Origin of the sequence: Hungatella sp. SL.1.14 (genome assembly GCF_024460495.1) — a bacterium.
Taxonomy (GTDB): domain Bacteria; phylum Bacillota; class Clostridia; order Lachnospirales; family Lachnospiraceae; genus Hungatella; species Hungatella hathewayi.
On record NZ_JANFYJ010000030.1, the window covers coordinates 1 to 18,215 of the forward strand.

General features: G+C 49.8%; 21 protein-coding genes. 5 read left to right on the top strand and 16 right to left on the bottom strand.

The window, feature by feature from the left end; genetic code table 11:
• Nucleotides 1-113: 113 nt before the first annotated feature.
• From mbhE to NE473_RS25175, 5 genes are read right to left on the bottom strand one after another with little or no spacing between them, the layout of a single operon-like run.
• Nucleotides 114-1,097: a hydrogen gas-evolving membrane-bound hydrogenase subunit E gene (gene mbhE, locus NE473_RS25155; protein ID WP_256265407.1), complete on the bottom strand. Its 984-nt coding sequence runs from the start codon at nt 1,095-1,097 to the stop codon at nt 114-116.
• Nucleotides 1,072-1,344: a hydrogenase subunit MbhD domain-containing protein gene (locus NE473_RS25160; protein WP_006776763.1), complete on the bottom strand. Its 273-nt coding sequence runs from the start codon at nt 1,342-1,344 to the stop codon at nt 1,072-1,074. Before NE473_RS25160 ends, mbhE begins: the two co-directional genes overlap by 26 nt.
• Nucleotides 1,331-1,705 carry a cation:proton antiporter gene (locus NE473_RS25165; protein ID WP_022032094.1) on the bottom strand — a complete coding sequence of 125 codons (375 nt, stop codon included), beginning with the start codon at nt 1,703-1,705 and terminating at the stop codon, nt 1,331-1,333. Before NE473_RS25165 ends, NE473_RS25160 begins: the two co-directional genes overlap by 14 nt.
• Nucleotides 1,702-2,100 carry an MrpF/PhaF family protein gene (locus tag NE473_RS25170; protein ID WP_006776761.1) on the bottom strand — a complete coding sequence of 133 codons (399 nt, stop codon included), beginning with the start codon at nt 2,098-2,100 and terminating at the stop codon, nt 1,702-1,704. Before NE473_RS25170 ends, NE473_RS25165 begins: the two co-directional genes overlap by 4 nt.
• Nucleotides 2,088-2,573, bottom strand: coding sequence for a Na+/H+ antiporter subunit E (locus NE473_RS25175; RefSeq protein ID WP_081034820.1), 486 nt, complete (start codon nt 2,571-2,573; stop codon nt 2,088-2,090). Before NE473_RS25175 ends, NE473_RS25170 begins: the two co-directional genes overlap by 13 nt.
• A gap of 194 nt (nt 2,574-2,767) precedes the next feature.
• Between NE473_RS25175 and NE473_RS25180 the strand changes: the two genes are divergently transcribed.
• Entirely contained in the window at nt 2,768-4,042 is a 1,275-nt protein-coding gene (locus NE473_RS25180) for a RelA/SpoT domain-containing protein (protein WP_039893371.1), read from the top strand.
• Here NE473_RS25180 and NE473_RS25185 read toward each other — a convergent pair whose 3' ends face one another.
• Together NE473_RS25185 and NE473_RS25190 are read right to left on the bottom strand one after the other, a co-directional pair.
• Nucleotides 4,043-4,795 carry a TraX family protein gene (locus NE473_RS25185; protein ID WP_055649494.1) on the bottom strand — a complete coding sequence of 251 codons (753 nt, stop codon included), beginning with the start codon at nt 4,793-4,795 and terminating at the stop codon, nt 4,043-4,045.
• 237 nt (nt 4,796-5,032) lie between these two features.
• Nucleotides 5,033-6,973 carry a DUF1565 domain-containing protein gene (locus NE473_RS25190; protein WP_055649495.1) on the bottom strand — a complete coding sequence of 647 codons (1,941 nt, stop codon included), beginning with the start codon at nt 6,971-6,973 and terminating at the stop codon, nt 5,033-5,035.
• A 280-nt stretch (nt 6,974-7,253) separates the two neighbouring features.
• On the opposite strand from NE473_RS25190, the gene NE473_RS25195 reads away from it, so the two are divergent.
• Nucleotides 7,254-8,165, top strand: a complete 912-nt coding sequence (locus NE473_RS25195) for a helix-turn-helix transcriptional regulator (protein ID WP_055649496.1) — start codon at nt 7,254-7,256, stop codon at nt 8,163-8,165.
• On the opposite strand, the gene NE473_RS25200 is transcribed toward NE473_RS25195, so the two are convergent.
• Entirely contained in the window at nt 8,154-9,296 is a 1,143-nt protein-coding gene (locus tag NE473_RS25200; RefSeq protein WP_055649497.1) for an aldo/keto reductase, read from the bottom strand. The genes NE473_RS25195 and NE473_RS25200 overlap by 12 nt on opposite strands.
• Nucleotides 9,293-9,436, bottom strand: a complete 144-nt coding sequence (locus NE473_RS33215; RefSeq protein WP_432762474.1) for a hypothetical protein — start codon at nt 9,434-9,436, stop codon at nt 9,293-9,295. Before NE473_RS33215 ends, NE473_RS25200 begins: the two co-directional genes overlap by 4 nt.
• 201 nt (nt 9,437-9,637) lie before the next feature.
• On the opposite strand from NE473_RS33215, the gene NE473_RS25210 reads away from it, so the two are divergent.
• The gene (locus tag NE473_RS25210) at nt 9,638-9,847 is read left to right on the top strand and encodes a hypothetical protein (RefSeq protein WP_039893593.1); all 210 of its coding nucleotides are present in this window, start codon (nt 9,638-9,640) and stop codon (nt 9,845-9,847) included.
• 181 nt (nt 9,848-10,028) lie between these two features.
• Nucleotides 10,029-10,616, top strand: coding sequence for a TetR/AcrR family transcriptional regulator (locus NE473_RS25215; protein WP_022032085.1), 588 nt, complete (start codon nt 10,029-10,031; stop codon nt 10,614-10,616).
• 127 nt (nt 10,617-10,743) lie between these two features.
• Here the strand turns inward: NE473_RS25215 and NE473_RS25220 are convergent, their stop codons facing one another.
• The 7 genes from NE473_RS25220 to NE473_RS25250 form a co-directional block, all read right to left on the bottom strand.
• Nucleotides 10,744-11,481 (bottom strand): CAP domain-containing protein, encoded by a 738-nt coding sequence (locus NE473_RS25220; protein WP_055649498.1) that lies wholly within the window; start codon nt 11,479-11,481, stop codon nt 10,744-10,746.
• A gap of 104 nt (nt 11,482-11,585) precedes the next feature.
• The gene (locus NE473_RS25225) at nt 11,586-12,347 is read right to left on the bottom strand and encodes a 4Fe-4S binding protein (RefSeq protein ID WP_055649499.1); all 762 of its coding nucleotides are present in this window, start codon (nt 12,345-12,347) and stop codon (nt 11,586-11,588) included.
• Between the two features lie 31 nt (nt 12,348-12,378).
• Nucleotides 12,379-14,304, bottom strand: coding sequence for a GGDEF domain-containing protein (locus NE473_RS25230; RefSeq protein ID WP_055649500.1), 1,926 nt, complete (start codon nt 14,302-14,304; stop codon nt 12,379-12,381).
• A 33-nt stretch (nt 14,305-14,337) separates the two neighbouring features.
• Nucleotides 14,338-14,634: a YciI family protein gene (locus NE473_RS25235; protein WP_055649501.1), complete on the bottom strand. Its 297-nt coding sequence runs from the start codon at nt 14,632-14,634 to the stop codon at nt 14,338-14,340.
• 163 nt (nt 14,635-14,797) lie between these two features.
• Nucleotides 14,798-15,757 (bottom strand): hypothetical protein, encoded by a 960-nt coding sequence (locus tag NE473_RS25240; RefSeq protein ID WP_055649566.1) that lies wholly within the window; start codon nt 15,755-15,757, stop codon nt 14,798-14,800.
• Between the two features lie 76 nt (nt 15,758-15,833).
• Nucleotides 15,834-16,700, bottom strand: coding sequence for a helix-turn-helix domain-containing protein (locus NE473_RS25245; protein WP_242866085.1), 867 nt, complete (start codon nt 16,698-16,700; stop codon nt 15,834-15,836).
• On the bottom strand, nt 16,697-16,819 hold the full coding sequence (locus tag NE473_RS25250; protein WP_256265408.1) for a hypothetical protein: 123 nt from the start codon (nt 16,817-16,819) through the stop codon (nt 16,697-16,699). Before NE473_RS25250 ends, NE473_RS25245 begins: the two co-directional genes overlap by 4 nt.
• Before the next feature lie 235 nt (nt 16,820-17,054).
• Here NE473_RS25250 and NE473_RS25255 point away from each other — a divergent pair, with 235 nt between their 5' ends.
• Nucleotides 17,055-18,185: an SH3 domain-containing protein gene (locus tag NE473_RS25255; RefSeq protein ID WP_055649502.1), complete on the top strand. Its 1,131-nt coding sequence runs from the start codon at nt 17,055-17,057 to the stop codon at nt 18,183-18,185.
• Nucleotides 18,186-18,215 lie beyond the last annotated feature (30 nt).

The window sequence follows — 18,215 nt, forward strand, 5'->3', positions numbered from 1 at the left end:
TGGAAAAGAGTAGGTAATCCATAGTGCATATCGAACTTACGTTTCTTTTGAACCGTAGGTTTATTAAAGTTACCCTTTTCTTAGAAAATCTTTTTCATTTTCCTCTTGACATATTACCAAATTGCTTTTCGAAACAGAGTGTAAAATGCGTACATGGTACAGGCCACTACCAGTCCCACGCAGATATTGAGAGGCAGAATCAGGCCGCTGCTTAAGATGGCGCCGGGCGTTCCAAGGGGGATTCCACTCTCCAGATGGTTCGCGCCGGTAAAGAAGGAATAGCTTTTCGCCACACAGTAAAACGTCAGGGCGCAGAGCGTGATTCTGCGGTACACCGTTTCTGTAAAAAAGCGCTCCGTCTTCCGAAAGCCAAAGGCATTCAAATAGAGGATCAGGCCTGATCCCAGAACCGCCCCTCCGGAAAACCCGCCTCCAGGCGAGAGATGGCCGTTTAAAATGATGTAGACGCCGAAAATCATGATAAAAGGAACCAGGATACAGGCGCATTTCTGCAAAATGATGTCGTTCTTCGGCTCAAAAAGCCGGTCATTGGCCTCGTCAAGCCGTTTGCGCGTCTGCTCGTCACGGCTCACCGCATCGATCCGAAGCAGTGCCAGAACGCAGCAGGAAGCGATAAACAGGACGCACGACTCCCCAAAGGTGTCGAAGGCGCGGTAATCCAGAATCATACCGGTGACGTAGTTAAGTGCACCGGTCTCCTCCACTCCTTTTTCTATATAGCGGGCGGACACCTCGTTGTTGTCCGGATTTCCCGCATTTCCAAAGACCGGCAGATAGGCGATCGTCCAGAGAAGCACAAAGATGATGGTCAGGCAGAGAAGAACTGACATCACCTGATAAAACCGGCGAAACAGAAGAAGTCCCCGTTCCTCCTTCCTGCGCATTCTGGCGGTCTTTTCCGGGTCAGACTGCAAAAGCTCCGCCTGTGCAGTCTGCGCCGCCTGCGAAAGTTCCTTTAACTCTTCTTCCGGAGCGCGGGTCTCCATTCCGTCTGCGAGAAGGTCCGTCTCGCCGTCGACCCATTTCCTGAATTTCAGCCAAAGGCTGTTTTCATAATGATCCTTCGTCCTGCTCATCGCGTTCCTCCTTTCGGATGGCTCTGATCTTCTTTAACGTAATGAAAAAGAGGATGCTGGTCACGCCCGCTCCTACCGCAGCCTCGGTAATGGCCAGGTCGGGCGACTGAAGCAGGATCCATATGATACACATGATCAGGCTGTAGGACATAAAAATAACGATGGAGGTCAGCAAATCCTTCGTAAATGCCACCGATACGGCGCATACGATCAGACAGATTAAAAGAATGATTTCAAAGAGTTTCATCGCCCTTTTCCTCCCCCTTCTGTTTTTTATCGGTTTTCTCTTTCCGAATGACGAGAATCTCACCCAGATCCTCATCGGTCATGGCTTCCAGACGGCTGATCATATGGCCGGACACCGGTCCCGCAGTCCAGAAAAAAAGAATAACCAGCAGTAATTTGAAAGAGTCCATGGAAAATCCCCGGATCAGGATGAGGCCTGCAAACACAAACAGAATTCCCAGCGTATCCCCCATGGCCGCCGCGTGCATCCGGTTTAACGCCCGGTGAAACCGGTTAACTCCAAATACCGCCAGCATCATAAAAACAAGGCCCGTCACGAGACAGGCGGCCGAAAGTGCGAATCTGATCCACTGCCACGTCATAGCAAGTCCTCCTGTTCTGTATTATTCCCTGTCTCTCCTTCTCTCCCCGTTTCTTCCGCCTGCCGCTCTACATTATCCTCAATCGCACCCAAATCGGCTTTCCGGTTCTTCTTCTGAAGGTAGACGCCCGTGTATACCTTGCACAGGACGACGACCCCCAGAAAGCTGATCATGGCATAAATCAGACTGACATCCACCAGATAGTTCTCATCCAGATAAACGGAAAGTATGGCGATGACCATGATCACCATGGTTCCCGTCATATTGACTGCAATAATGCGGTCCGAAATCTTCGGTCCCAGAACGGAACGAATGATGCTGATGATCATTAAGACTGCCAGAATCAGGGCGGCCCCGGTTAAAAGCATCTCATAAGCCTGTCCTATCTTGTCCATCTCGCTTCCACGTCCTCCATTTCCTCAAGCAGCTTTACGAATACTGAATCCTCCATCCCTTCGGCCAGTTCCTTATCCAGACAGTGAACGCAGAACCTGTCGTCCTCCACGGATACGGTGATGGTCCCCGGCGTCAGCGTGATGGAATTGGCCAGCAGCACCTTCGCCAGCCCCGTCTGAAAGGCCGTATCAAAATACACAAAGGCAGGCTCCGGCTGAAGTTCCGGAGACAGGATGATCTTCAGCACACATACGTTGGCCTTCACGATCTCCTTTACGAGAACTCCGAAATAACGGATAAACAGCGGGACCAGACGGAACAGCAGCAGCTCTTTTTTCAGGCTGTATTCCATATACCGGCACATAAAATAAAAAAGTGCGGCCGAAATCAAAACGCCAAAGATACAGATTTCCGCCGTCACTTTACCGTTCAAAATCACCCACACTGCAAAAAATAAAAGAAACACAGGCATATCCCCCTTCCGCCCAGTTTGATTTACTATGTATTATACCTCTCATTGGGGGGAAATACAAGGGAAGTTACGCGGGTAACGCCGCTGTCCTCCGGATGCTGCAGGACGCCCCCTGTTTTTGAAGCTTTCTGGTTGTATCATTTTTCCGATTGCGATATAATAAGCATGTAACAAGAGGCCAATGAGGAATGTATATGGATTTAATTAACCAGTTTATTGAAAATTATAAGAAAAAGCTGAACTTTTACGAGATGGCCGGCCACATCGCGGCCAGGCAGCTGGAATCCGCCCTTCAGGCAGCCGGTATCCGTGCCATGGTGACTTCCAGGGCCAAGAATCCTGTCAGATTAAAAAGCAAGGTACAGAGAAGGAACAGCCGGCGGACGGTTCCTTATAAAAATATGAGGGAGATTTACGAGGATATTGCGGATTTATCAGGCGTCCGGGTGTCTCTCTACTTCCCCGGAGACCGCGACAAGGCCAACAGCCTGATCGCTGATTTATTTACCATCATTGAGACGAAGCAATTCCCGGAACAGTCGAAGCCGCCTACCTACAACAAACGATTTTCCGGCTACTGGGCCAACCATTACCGCGCCCATATGAAGGAGGAATCCTTAGACAAGACGCAGCAAAAATACGCCACCGCGCGAATCGAGATTCAGGTGGCGTCTGTTTTGATGCATGCATGGTCTGAGGTCGAACATGATCTCGTTTACAAGCCGCTTTCAGGAACCCTGTCGGAAGAAGAACTGGCTATCATCGATGAACTGAACGGGCTGGTCCTCGCCGGTGAAATCGCCCTGGAACGGCTGCAGAGTGCCGGCAACGAACGGGTGCGGAGCAAAAACGCCACGTTCGGCAGCCAGTATGAGCTGGCCTCCTACCTTTACAATTACTTAAGCAATAACTTTCGCCGTGAGGACATCGAACTGCGCATGGGAAATATCGAGTTATTATTTAAGCTCCTGAGCAGACTCAAGATGAACGGCGTCAAAGAGATCGAGCCGGTCTTAAAGTCAGTCAAGTTCGAAAAGGACCGCCGCAACATCTCCCAGCAGATCATCGACCAGATTATCACGGGCAACGAAAAGCGGTATCAGATTTACCGGGAACTGCGCATTGCCGGAGAGACCGATGAGGTGGCCAGCAACGCCATCACCTACTTCTTTAACCAGTGGGTGCCTCTGGAGCATTTCCTGAACCGCATCTCACACAAAAGTTCGCCTAAGACCCGCGGAGCCTTTAATATCAACACCTTAAAGCGCCTGGACATTCTCGACAAGGAATGCCTCAATAAGATCGTCGCTCTCCGTAAGACAAGGAATGTCCTCATCCATAACATTGAGACTCCCGAGGTGGATGACTTACTGGAGCAGGGAAATGAAGCAAGGGATTTACTCGTAAAGCTGGCGGAGCAGTTCTCCGCTCCCGCCGCTGCCGCCGAATCTGCGAAACAGACAAACTGACTACTTCGAAAAAATATAGTTAGCAGCATAGAACAGCAGAAATGTGTGCGCCGGATAAAAAACATAGAACAAGTATTTTAATCCCGGCCCCTTCTGGTTATTATAGCTGAGCATGAAAGGCAGGGCCAGAACCATCAGCCACTGCGTCGCGGTACCTGCGGCCAGCATTTCCTCGCTGAACTGGCAGATGCAGAAGATCAGATACACGGCTGTAAATACGTCTTTTTGCTCTTTCAGGAAATACATCAGTACACCCAGCGCAACAAATTCAAGTCCGTATTCATTCATCGCCAGATTGGGAATCACACCGGTGAGCGTATCTCCGCTCAGGCTGCGGAGGAAGGGAAAGAAACGGGGCAGCATATAATATAAGATCTGCACGAGAACTATGACGCCGATCAGGATGCCGCCCTTTTTTCTGTCCTTTATAAACAGTTCGATGGTACTGATCAGGACGCCCACCAGAAACATGGACAGAAAAATGTTATGGTAACCGTAATCCACCACCGCATTGAACCGGATTTTTATAAAGTACATAAAACCAGTCATAAAAATGCTCATCAGGTATAAACGAAGCAGGTATTTCTTCCGGTTCCTCGTGTAATGGTATCCCCATACCATACTGAATAGAAACAGTGGATAGGAAGCTCTCCCCAGCCACCGGAACCACACCGGTGTTCCTTCAAAATAGAGTCCGGTATGATCAAGAAACATCAAGATCAAAGCTGTGATTTTCAGTGCAAATGTACTCATGATTCCCCTCCGTATCTTGTATTATTGTTTTATCCTGCTGATGCAGATCAGCATCAGGTAAATATTACCATATAATACTTGGAATTCACGAAATGATTCCTTAAGAAAACCGGATGGAAAAACACTTTTTATCGGAGACAGCCTTTGTATAATAAATTCAGATAAAAAGCGGCTGTGAAAAAGTTGATTTGACTCCACTTTTTCACAGCCGCCTCTTCTTATTTCTTTTTACTCAAATCATTCCCAGACCAGAATCCGGTTCATACCTTCCTTCAGTCCTTCCATTGGCCCTGCCGCAGGCTGTCCGCTTCTCTCCTGACCGAGATAATCGGTATCAAATACGATCGGAGTCCCATCCGGATTCTCATATGGAGCCTCCGTGATGCGCGGCATTCCCAGCTTTTCGGTACCATAGACCTCTGTCGGAATCTCCAGCATCCCTTTTTCCACATTCAGCTCCAGATATGTCTTCCCGTCTTCCTCCACAATCCGCACAGCAGGATCCGTATCGCTTACATACGTGTTTTCTTCCCGCTCATAGGGCTTTGCACCCTTTAAATAAGCGTTTCCGCGGATATATACCGGCTGTTTTACATGCTTGAACTGCTCTAAATCACCGTTTCCGCGGGAAACTACATCGTTAATATATTCCTCCAGAGAATTCGTATGGCCGTTATAGCCTTCGGTACCATGGACAGACTGTTCAGTATAGGTCACAGTTCCTCCCAGGAATATATTCTGGAAGATACGGTCGTCGCCGCTGTACACCACCGTGGTTCCCGCCACTTCTGTCGTATGAGGGAAGTGATATGGAGTGGAACGGTCCAGAACATCCTCTCTCCTCATGGTACCGCAGCAGAGATTGTGAAGGTAGGCGCCGCCCTGGGCGATATTGTCGAAATTATAACTGGAGGCGAATATATTATTGTCCACCAGATACGGGCCATGGGTTACTTCCACCATAAGGTCACGGTCATTGGCATAGTATAAATTCTTGCTCACTCTCGTTCCCTGGGCCTGCCAGTCCAGCCACGTTCCCAGCGTACAGTTATGTATGTTGTTGTGATGAATCTGTACGTCGATGGCGGCATGCAGCTTGATTCCACCGATCTCATATCCGAAATATTCATGCTTTACCGCAATATTATAAATATGGTTATGGGCAATCTCGCTGAATACACAGCCCATATGGCCCACGATACCATTCTGTCCGCAGTCATAAATCTCATTGTTCCTAATCACATGGGAACCGATTGTCTCCTTGCTCCATCCGATCTGTCTTGCCCGGAATACGGCTTCCATCTGATACTGGTATCCCGGTTTTCTGTGGGTTCTGGTACAGAGATTATGGCCGGTTGATGCTTCCTTTCCGATGCTGATTCCACTGCACCTGGCATCGTGAATCCGGTTGTTTTCAATGATCCATCCCTTACTCCAGTTTGTTCCCAAAAGGCCCGGCTGATCCGCAGTCGGAGGAGTCCACGGGCATGCCGCCTGTGCCATCTCAAAACCACGCACCGTGATGTAGTTGATTCCCGTTTTCTCAGGATAGAAGCAGCACTTGCGCACATTGATCTCTGTCAGCTCTTCGTTTGGATTCGCTCCCTGGAAGTTTGCATAGATCACGGTAGTATCCCGGTCCGTCTCTGCATACCACTGAAAGACGGTGTCCTCCGGATGCAAAATTGCTTCCGGATGTTTCATCCACGGTGGATTTACGCCTTCCATGCGGATGACCGGATTCTTCACTTCATCCAGGCTCTTCGCCTCATAAAAGGATTTCCCATTTAAATAGACATCACCGGTATGCAGGGAATTGTCAGCCGGATAGATGAACCAGTCCCCTCCCAGAACCTCCTGATATGGATTATAGGTTCCAAAGAAAGAATTGGGGAGTACTGCTTTCCAGACACTGCCCTCTACAGGCTCCCAGCTTGTGATCCGCTCTGAGCCTTTGATCACCACTCGCTCTCCTTCAGCTGCCTCATATGTAATCCTTGAAACGCTGCCGGTACCTCCCTGCGCCGGTTTCACCCACTCGCGGTATTCTCCCTCATGGACAATGACACGGTCCCCCGGCATAGCGAGAGACGCGGCTCTCGATATTGTTCGGAACGGCTGGTCTTTTGTTCCGGAATTTGAGTCACAGCCGGTTACCGCCACATGATATTCTCTCATTTTATTACCTCCTGAAAATTGTATACTTATGATGACTTAAATATAGCAGATTGTGTCAGTTTTGACTTTACAATTATTGCGCCGTCTATATCAATAATTGCTTCATTAAAGCGACACATTTCATGATAACCGCTGTATTTATGAGTATTTATATTGCAAATTCACCATAACCGCAGTATGATAGCAGGAAATACAGCGCACTTTTTTTGTTTCACTTTTTTATTTTATCTTTTCCCTGGCTTCAGGCCTGCTGTAAGAAAGTCATGAAAGGAGCTTCCCGATGATCGAACATCTTGACGGTATTTTTGAGACAGTTACATTCCGCGAAAACATGCAGATTCGAATCAGCGATATGGACATCTGTGAAGATTTCCCGGACCACTGGCACACTCCGATGGAGATCATACACGCAACAAAAAACTGGTATAAGATCGTGGTTGACGGCCGGACCTACCGGTTAAACGAGGGAGAAATCGCCATTATCCGCCCCGGCACCATCCACGCCCTCCATGCGCCGGACACTGGCAGCCGAACCATCTATCTGGCAGATTTATCATTCTTAGGAGGCATTTCCAACTTAGAAACACTGCTCGCCTTATTGCCGCCGGTGACCACCATTACTCCGGAGAGAGAGCCGGAATTATACAGAAAAGCCGTCGAACTCCTCTCCTTCATGGAAGAGGAATACGCCGGCTCCCGGTCCTTTTACGATATGCTGCTCTACGGTGCGCTCATCGAGCTGTTAGGGCTCCTGGGAAGATACGCCATCTCCCCTTCTGTTTCCGCCAATACGCTTGGCCCTCAGTCTGCCAAATATGCCGAACGGTTTCTTTACGTCTGCAACTACATCAACGAACACTGCACGGAGGATTTATCCCTGGAAACCATCGCCGGAATCGCGGGCTTCAGTAAATACCATTTTACCCGGCTGTTTAAAGATTTCACCCATACGTCTTTTTACCGCTACCTAAACAAAAAGCGGATTTCACACGCAGAACAGCTCTTAATCAACCCGGAATACTCCGTAACCGAGGTAGCGCTCCAGTCCGGATTTTCCAGTCTTTCAGCCTTCATCCGCATGTTTAAACAGCTTAAAGGATGTACTCCCACAGAGTTTAAGCGGATGTATTCGCTGGACTGTATGAACCGTGTAGACGGAGATTCTGCGCCGGATACACTGTCAGGAAAATAACGCTTTCGCCTGTTCCATCCGTTCCACCACAGGTACGCCGAAGGGACACCGTGATTCGCAGCTTCCGCAGCCGATACAGTCGCCCGCCCCCGCTGACAGTCCGTTATAATGTGCCCGCAGCGATGCAGGGACCTCCTCCTGCATCACTGCCAGATCGTAAAGCTTGTTCACCATAGCGATATCAATGGCCGACGGACACGGCGCACAGTGGCCGCAGTACGTACACTGGCCGGCGTACGCGTGGTGAGGTGCTCCTGCAAGTACGGTCGCGTAATCTTTTTCTTCCGCAGAGGCATATTCATACGCCACAGCGGCCGCCACATGTTCCGGAGTGTCATACCCCACCATAACACTGGCGACTGCAGGCCTGGTGAGGGCGTAGTGCAGGCACTGGACCGGTGTCAGTGCTGTTCCAAAGGGGGAGGCTTCTGCTGAAAACAGTCTGCCGCCAGCATATCCCTTCATAACAGTAATCCCAACCTCTTCCCGTTCGCAGATCCGGTACAGCTCTGTCCTCTCCGGCGCAATGCCGCCCAGCGCTTCTTCATACTCCTCTTTAAAATAGTCATCCATATTCTCGCTGGCAGGAAGCATATCAAATGCAGGGTTGATGCTGAAGAGAATCATCTCAATCTCACCGCACAGAGCCGCCATTTTCGCCACCGCCGGATTATGAGTGCTCATACCGATATGGCGGATAATCCCCCGATCCTTCAGTTCCCTGACATATTCCATAAATTCTCCATGGATGATCGACTGAAACTCCGCAGCCTCATCCACAAAATGAATCATTCCCAGATCGATATAATCTGTACGCATGCGGTCCAGCAGATCCTGAAACGCCGGTTTTACCTTATCTAAGTCGCGGGTTCTGACGTACTGTCCATCCTGCCAGGTGGAGCCGATATGGCCCTGAATGATCCACTTCTCCCGTCTGCCTGCCAGTGCAGCCCCGATGTTGGAACGGACGTTGGGCTCTGACATCCAGCAGTCCAGAATATTGATCCCTGCCTCCTCGCAGCAGTCTATGACGGCTTTAACCTCATCTGTATTATGGCGTTCCAGCCATTCTCCTCCCAGTCCGATTTCACTGACCATCAATCCGGTTTTTCCCAGTTTTCTGTAGTTCATATGTATTTCCCCTCCTTTATTCCCGTACTACGGGATTGTAGTCCAGCCTGGATACAGGCCTGCAGTCCCGAAACTCCGTACTCCTTCGCCAGTTCCTCATCCAGTGTCGTCTTTAATACAGTAATCTTACATTTCCTCATATGGGATTCCTCCAATACTGATTCACAGCAAGTGCTGCGGCCATATCTTATACAGATCCGTGATTTGATTTCATGGCGGTAAAGCTTGATTTTTCTAACTGTAATGTATATAATTACAGTTGTAGCCGCTGTATATATATCTTTTATTCTATACGAATTGCGGTTGGCTTTCAACCACTTTCGAGAATGCGGAGGACTGATATGATTGAAGAAGGAACTGTAGTTTATTATCTCGATGAAGATCTGGTTCACTCTGGGCGGGTGACCGATGTGACCCCTGTCAGCGGTGGATTTACATTCAGCATTGACAGCTACGGAGCCTGTGAAGGGCCGTATGTGATCGCTTCCGGGCAGATCGGCAAGACCGTGTTTTTCACGGAAAAAGAGGCAAAAGACAGGCTGGGACTATAAGTTCCCGGCTTGTTTTGTTTTATTGGTATCTGCGTATCCTGGCAGATACGCGCGCAATGTTGACGCCTGTAAACATATATGGTATTATAATATTAACAATTGTTAACATTATGTTATTATGTGTTAATATTGATTCCACTCATCATTATCTAACCAGAACTGACTTAAGAAAGGCCGGACTATGAAAGAAGACAGACCATATCATCACGGAAATCTGCAGACAGAATTGATCGAGGAGGGGCTGGCGCTGATACACGAGGAAGGAAAAAGTAATTTCTCACTGCGCAAGCTTGCGAAAAGACTGGGCGTCTCTCCTGCCGCCTGCTATAACCACTACTCTACGGTCGATGAACTGATGCGGGAGATGAAAAATTACGTCACTCAAAAATTCTGCGGGGCTCTGATCGCAGGTACGGATAAGGATGATCCTGCCAATGCCGTTCTGGACATGGGGATCGCCTATGTTAATTTCTTCGCGGTTAATCCCCACTATTTTACATTTATCTATGACGGTGACGATTACAGAATTGATTTGACGGAAGATACGTTTGACGGAGACTTTGAACCCTTTCATCTGTTTAAGGAATTAGGGCTGTTGTGCCTTGAGTATAATCATGTGGAGAAGGATAAACGCCGCGACAGCTTAATCATCATGTGGGCCGCCGCTCACGGACTTGCCGCCATGGCAAATATGAAGGGATTTTACTATGACGGTGACTGGGGCGCGCTTGCAGGAAAGCTGCTGCAGGAAAAAATAAATTTAACATAAGGAATACGCCGCACAAAAGCGCTTTCCTTCGCAGAAAAAACGGATGGCCTGTACTGTAATGTACAGAACCATCCGTTTTATGATGTCTCACATTTTAAATCATTCTTTTATACAGATTAATCTCATATTAATTGATAAAAAGCTGGGTCCAGTAATCAACGCCTGCCGCACTCTTATAATGACCGATTCCAATCGAGGTAAAATTACCGTTCATAATATTCGCTCTGTGGCCTGCGCTGTTCATCCAGTCCTGCATAACCTGTCCCGCGGATTTCTGGCCATAGGCAATATTCTCCCCTGCCGCACGGTAAGTCACGCCTGCGGCGGTCAGAGCGGTGGTAAAATTACTTCCGTCCGGTCTCGTATGAGAGAATGCAGCTTCGATCTCCCTGGCTCTCTGCTGAGCCGCACGGGTAGCGCCTGCATGAAGTGTCAGCGCCGGAAGTCCTGCTTTGGCACGTTCCTCATTTACAAGCTTCAGCACCGCGCCGACGGCCTCATCCTGATTTTCATCAGACGGCTGGTCGGGCGTCGGCAGACTGTTGTCCGGAAGCCCCGGTGAAGGCAGGCTGTTGTCCGGAAAATCCGGTGTCGGAAGCTCCGGCGTCGGGAAGCTGTTATCCGGGAAAACCTCTCCCGGATAACCGGGGAACTCCGGCTGGCAGTCCGGTGAAGCATGGAATCCGGGGATCTGGTTTAAAATATGGTTGAAATCCATCCCGTTGTTTCCCGTCACCATAATAACCTTTCCGCCTCCTGCGGAAAAATTGTATGTATGAACGGCTGCATTTGCCGTCGATGGTATGGTTCCGGCCGTTGCCAGTGCCGCTGCTGCGGTCAGTGCGTATGCGGTTAATCTCTTCATGTTTAGTCCCTCCTGATTTTGTTACATAATTATTACATTTCTGTTACAAAAATATAATAGCACAGGATGACTGGAAATTGTCAGGGAAAAACTGGTAACTCCGGTTACAGGTACAGGTGATTGGCTTTGCGGCCGCTGCAGTCCTTTTTCATCTTCTGTTCTGCCGCAAACAGCAGCACTTTATCATTATGACGGGCCTGCGCCGGACATATGGCAATGCAGTGCATGCAGGAAATACAGCGATCTTTATCAACTGACGCCGGATTATCCTCCGGAATCGCCTGAACCGGACATTCTGCGGCGCACTTACCGCATCTGATGCAGTCCCGGTCCGCCTTCGGCTTCATGGGAACGCCTTTATATTCTCGATACGGATGATCACCGGGCACCGATACTTCGCCGCTTCCATTCTCTTCCAGATGGATTTTGATCCGTTCCGCGAATGCCTTTAGTTCCCGCCGGTCCTCCTCATCGGGCCTGCCGGCACCGAACTTATGTATGATCGAATGCTCTGCCACAGCAGCAGCGGCAGCCATACAGCAAAAGCCCGCCTCCAAAAGCGCATCCTTTAATTCGATCAGCGTATCCTCGAATTCCCGGTTTCCGTAAACAGCCGCCAGAACCGTTTTGGCTCCGCCGCCGTTCATCTTTTTCAGCCGCTCCAGCGCCGTCTCCGGCACTCTGCCTCCGAACGACGGGACTGCCACGATGCAGATATCAGACGCAGTAAAAGAGTATCCCGCCGGTTCCAGCCGGGGATTCATCAGATCAATCCTTTCTTTTTCACACGTCCAGGCACTCCCAATGATCTCCGTGACCTTTTTTGTCCCTCCGGTAGGGCTAAAATAGATTTCATACAGTTTCATAATACCGCCTCCTTCGAAAAGTCCTGTGGTTCTACCGGCCATACTTCTCAAACCGGCCTTTTCCGCTCTTCTTCACCCGGTACATCGCCTGATCAGCCAGATGAAGCATCTCTGTGCAGTCACAGCCGACCTCCGGATAGATCAAATAGCCGCCCGATACACTGATCTCAGCCTCCCCGCCTTCCGGCAGTGCAAGCCTGGCTTCCCTTATACTCTTTTCCAGCCGCTCTAGACATGCATAGAGTTCCTCTTTTTCATCTGCGCCGTAGATCAGCAGTACAAACTCATCTCCGCTCAGCCGGGCCGCCACTTTCTCAGGAGCCTTCAGACCGGCAAATAAATCGGCCGCCGCCTTCAGAAGCTTATCACCATACTCATGGCCCCAGGTATCATTGACATGTTTCAGATTATCCAGATCCATCATCAGAAGCATCGCCGTCTTCATCCGCCCCGGATCTGCAAACAGCTGGTCCGCCGTACGGAAAAAGGCCCGCCTCGTCAGGAGGCCGGTAAGCAGATCAATATCCCGTTCCTGTTCAATCTGCTGTTTCTCCACGATCGCCTCTGTCACATCGATGACGATTCCCAGCGTCCTTCCCTCCCCTTCATACGACGTAATCCTTACATAACGGCGCTCGCTCCCTTCCAGGAGGTATACTTCCTTCTCTTCAGCCAGCGGTTCGGCGCACAGCTCCCTGATTCGTTCCACGAAAAGCGTCCTGTCCGCAAGTACAGTGCGAAGTTCTTCCTCCGGTATCATCAGAATCTCTCCCAGCTTTTTCGTCGCCAGTACACGCCTCATGTCCTGATTATACTCGTAAACAGCAATCGGAATATCGACACTCTGGAACACGAAAGACAGCTTGCCGGTCGCCTCCAGAAGGCTTCCCACCATCCGGTTAATGTTGGCGCTCAGCTCTTTAAATTCCGGCGTATGGTCGATCTCCAGCCTGTAATCAAGATTGCCGGCCGCGATCTTCTTTGTTCCTTCTATCGTCCCGTAAATATCACTTAAAATAAATTTATCCAGCATTTTAACAATCAGGAACACGGTGACAAAGGAAAGTACGCACAGGCTGAACAGGATCAGCATCATATTGTTCGGAACATTTTCATAGAGTTTCTCGTATGTGGCGCTGACCCCCACCACGATCCCATCCGTCAGCTCCACCAGGCAGTAATTTTTCGTTCCGCTGATATCCAGTTCCCTTTCATAGGGGACGCCTGTCTCCATGTCTTCAGGCAGATGAAGCCCGAGAGCTTCTGCCGTGGTTCCTGCCGGAATATCTCCCGTAGATCCGACAATCGTTCCCGTCTCCCGGTCAACTGCAAAAATAGTGACCCCGCTCTCGGTCGTCATCATGGAAAATACGTAAGAGAGTTCATTTTTTTCCATAGCTGCCATCAGGCGGGCCGGTTCCATCCCGATCTGTACAATCCCCTCGTGATCCTCTCTCCACACCGCGACGTACTGCATCATCTTACCTTCCGCGGTATTCGGCGTCACATCCTGGCAGAGCTGAAGAGTATAGTCGTCCAGCATAGGCAGAAAATACTGCATCTGTTCACCGGATTGAAATGTATAATCGTAGTATTTCGGTTCGGAACCGGCGTAAAGACGGCCCTTCTTATCAAAAAGATGAAGTTCATCGACCCGGAGCAGTGATGCAATCTTTCTCATCTCTTCCAAGTCGTCCGCCACCTCAGGCTGTTTCTGCACGATATATGCCGCCGCTTTTGCCCGGATGAAATAATCCTCCTTCAGATTCTCCCGCAGTTCCCCGATCTCCGTATCATTCCGTTCGAGGACCTCCGAAACCTGATTGAACCGGAGCTCCGAATTCGTTCTCATCGCCTCTTTTGCCGACTTCGTCTGCAGATAATAGCCCAGAAGCGCCATCATTACCATGGCGGTAATGATCACGGCACACAGTCTGAACGTGATGGCTTTTTTCATGCTTCATCCTCCTGTCTGATTACCGGAAGCGCATCAGTTTTGGAACCATTGCTCCGGCTGTGGATTGATATAATGGATATCAAACTCCGCCCATCTATAATCCTGTATCCCATACAGTTTAAAAGGTTCTGAGGCCAGATATGACTCTATTTCCTCCGGATTCTCCGCTTTCATGAGAAAGGCACCGCCGCTCCTGTCCGTCTTAAGCCCCGACAGAAAGATCATCCCGCTGTCCATGGCCTTCTGCGTATACGCCATATGTTCCTTCATAATCGCATCATTCATACGGTCCGCATCCAGTATCAATCCTTCTACCATATAATACTTCATGTTTTTACCTCCATTCACCATACGTTCACTCTCTCATATTATACTGAATACCGGCTTAAAACTCAATGCATTCTTAGCCTTTACGGTAAAATAATACGGCCGTGTTCTCCTATAATCGGAAAACACGGCCGCAGACCTTAAAAGAATCTTGCGGTATGATTGCTTACGCTTCTGTTTTTACTCTTCCAAAGCTCATTAAGAATCCCAGCTTCTCGATCGCCTTGGACGCCTTCCACCAGTTCTCGCTGACTGCAAATTCTTTCGGGTACTTTTCCCCCAATGCAAACCAGGTCCATGTGATATCCCACACTCCACCCGGTTTTCTCGTATCAATGAGATAATCCAGCTCCTTTTCCACGATCTCTTCATTCCCCTTGTAAAAGGGGCTGTCCGGTCCCCAGATAAACTCTGATGGCCGCGGTGTATAGCCAGCCCACTTCTCTGTATCGCGCTCGATGGAACGGTTTACAACCTCTGCCATTTTCCCCATCAGTGCTTCACAGGAGAATGACACTTCTGCCTCGCTCATCATCACTTCTCCCAGCAGCATGCAGACTCCTCCGGCTCCCATCTCCCCGAAATCCTCTGTCGCCGCCGCCTTTTTTAAGATCTTTTCCGTATGTTCAAGTGCCGTCTGGTATATCCCGGACTCCTTTTCACCGTAATGAAGGATAAAGGCACACAGTCCGGCGGTAATTCCCATGCTCTGAAGCTTATTCTCTGCCTCGTCATAGCTCCACCATGGAGCGCGGGGCCATGCATCATTGGAGGGAACAGAAAACAGCCAGCCGTCCTCGTCGCTGCCGGCGCCGCTTCCCAGATAGCGGAATATCCCCTGCATCATGGGATGACCGGCTCCCATATCATCGGCCGCTCCTGTTCTTCTCAAGATTCCCGTCACCACCATCGTAGCGTAAGGCGATGACTCCGGATTCCACACATCCGGCTCGACCGCATTTCCAAAGCCCCCGTCCTCATTCTGGTAATAGGACAGCGCATCGATTACAGCCTCCCGGCTTCCATTCTCAAAAAAATAATTCCAGACAGACAGCTCCAGTTGTCTTGCATTGCGGTGAATCCAGCTGCGTATCTCCTGGTAATCCTCTCGGTTAAGTACTTTCATATTCCTGATCTCCTTCCGTGTTGTAACCGATACGATACCAGAAACCGGCCGATTTGTATTGTAAAAATACGACATGCTACCGGTTCAGCCGCGCGATCCGCCGCGCCTCCTCCGGCGCCATCCCGTGATAGCGCCGGAATTCCTTCAGCAGGTGGGCCTGATCGGTATAACCGTAGCGGTAAACCGCATCCTGAATGTCAAATGCCTCCCTGAACGCCATCTCTCTCCACACATTCTGATACCGTACCATGCCTGCGATCCGTTTGATCGGCAGCCCCGCCTCTTTTAAGAAGATCCGCTCCATCTGTCTCTGGCTGACACAGCTGTACTCGCAGATGTCCTTCACGGAGATCCTTCCGGATGAAGCAAGAATCCGGTGGACCGCATTGAAGAGATCCGGATTCCACTCGATTGACGCCAGTTTTTTCAGCAGGAATTTCTCCACGTGAGCGATCCGCTCCTCCATGCCGGTCAGATAGAAAAACGGTTCTAACAGCAGGCTCCAGTCCCTGCCCAGCTCCTCCAGTCCAATCGTAGTGTTCGAAGTCTCTTTATAATTTAAATTCAGAAAAAGCCCGGCGCTCCAGAAATAGAACCGGATTGCAAAACAGCTGACCTCGTCCCCGCTGACATGGGGAACGGAATGAAACGGCTGATCCTGAATTCCGCACAGGAATCCGGAAATCTCCTGTCTCGTATGGTTGATGCGGACGATAATGTCTGCACACGTATCCGGAATCACCAGAACCGGAGCCCCCGGTTCCTTTCCGTCCATCTCCTGCGGGACCTCATCTTCCATAGTCCAATAGCATAAAATATAAGGGCGCAGCAATTCACACGGGCTGTATTCCCTGTAACTTCGGTCCGACAGGAACGGACGCGATGTAATCGGGTGATACAGCCTGTGAAATACCGGTGCCCCTGACTCAACCACCCTGCTCACGATGATTCATGGACATGATCCGTGCTGCCCGGCATTGCTTCAAACGCTTCCTTCGGCATCGGTTCTGCGAATAGATAGCCCTGAATTACATCACAGCCTGCGTTCGTTAAAAGTTCCATATTATCCTCCTCTGTCATGTTATCCAAATCATAATATATTTGAGTAAAATTATCAAGCAGGAACTACCGCCATCCGATGCCCGCAGGTCCGACGCCGTCTGCTGCCAGCCGGCGCGGCCAGTGTGCAAATCGTGTCGAAACTTGACAAGTATACAAAAAATTGCTATAGTATTTTTTGTAATATTTTTGTAACATTTATGGGAATCCACAATTTTACAGAAAATCAGAGGTTTTTATGAAGCATCCATGGAAAAATACCCGGGAAAACCGCGCCGTCTTAACTGCTGCTGCCATTGCAGCTGCTTTGAGTCTTACCGCGTTTTCATCGCCGGGACACCTGACTTTGTCTCTGCCGGATACGGCGAAGACAGATATTGTCACCGGCGGCGGTTCCGTCAGCGTCAAATCGGCGTTTTCGGTTCCCCAGGCCGGTATCGAGCGAAAAGAAGTTCCGGTAACCTACGCTCCTGCTGCCTCCGAATATGATAACAAGGCTGTAGCCAATGTCACCGACGTCCTCAATCTGCGGGCCGAGCCCTCTCTGGAAGGAAGAGTTCTGGGCAAATGCTATCGGGGAGCCGGCGGCACAGTTCTGGAAAAGAAAGACGGCTGGACAAAGATCCGGTCCGGCGGCCTGGAAGGCTGGCTGAAAAACGATTATCTCGTATTCGGCCAGGATATCAAGCCCTTAGCCAAAGAACTGGGGCTGTTTACAGCCAGGGTTACTACACAGACACTGCATGTACGCGAGACTCCTTCCACCGACGCGGCAATCATCGGACTTGCTGCGGCAGACGATTATTATCCGGTTCTTGAAGAGTCCGACGGCTGGATCAGGGTTCAGCTGTCCTCGGATACCTCCGGCTATATTTCCAGTCAGTATGCAAAGGTGAGTCTTACTCCAGGGAAAGCAGTCAGCATGGAGGCCGAGCAGGCTGCATTAAAGACTGCGGAGAGTAAAGAAAAGAAGAAAGAGGAAGAAAAACCGAAGTATGTGATCAATGCCTCCTCTGATGAAATCTACTTAATGGCAGCCTGTGTAATGATGGAATCCGGCAGCCGTTCCTATGATGGCCAGCTGGCTGTGGCCAGCGTCATAGTCAACCGGGTAAAATCCGGACGCTGGGGAAATTCCATCACAGACGTCATCTATGCCGACGGCCAGTTTCCAGGCGCCACATCAGGCCTTCTGGATAAATATCTGGCAAAAGGACCTTCCTCCGATGCATTAAAAGCTGCGAAGGCTGCTCTCTCCGGTTCAAACAATATCGGAGACTACCTTTTCTTTCAATCAGCAAAGCGCGCCGACTATAACAGCTACGCTTCCTATACGGTTGTGGATGGGAACTGTTTCTATAAAAAATGAACTAATCACTCATTTCTATCAGGAGGTGTT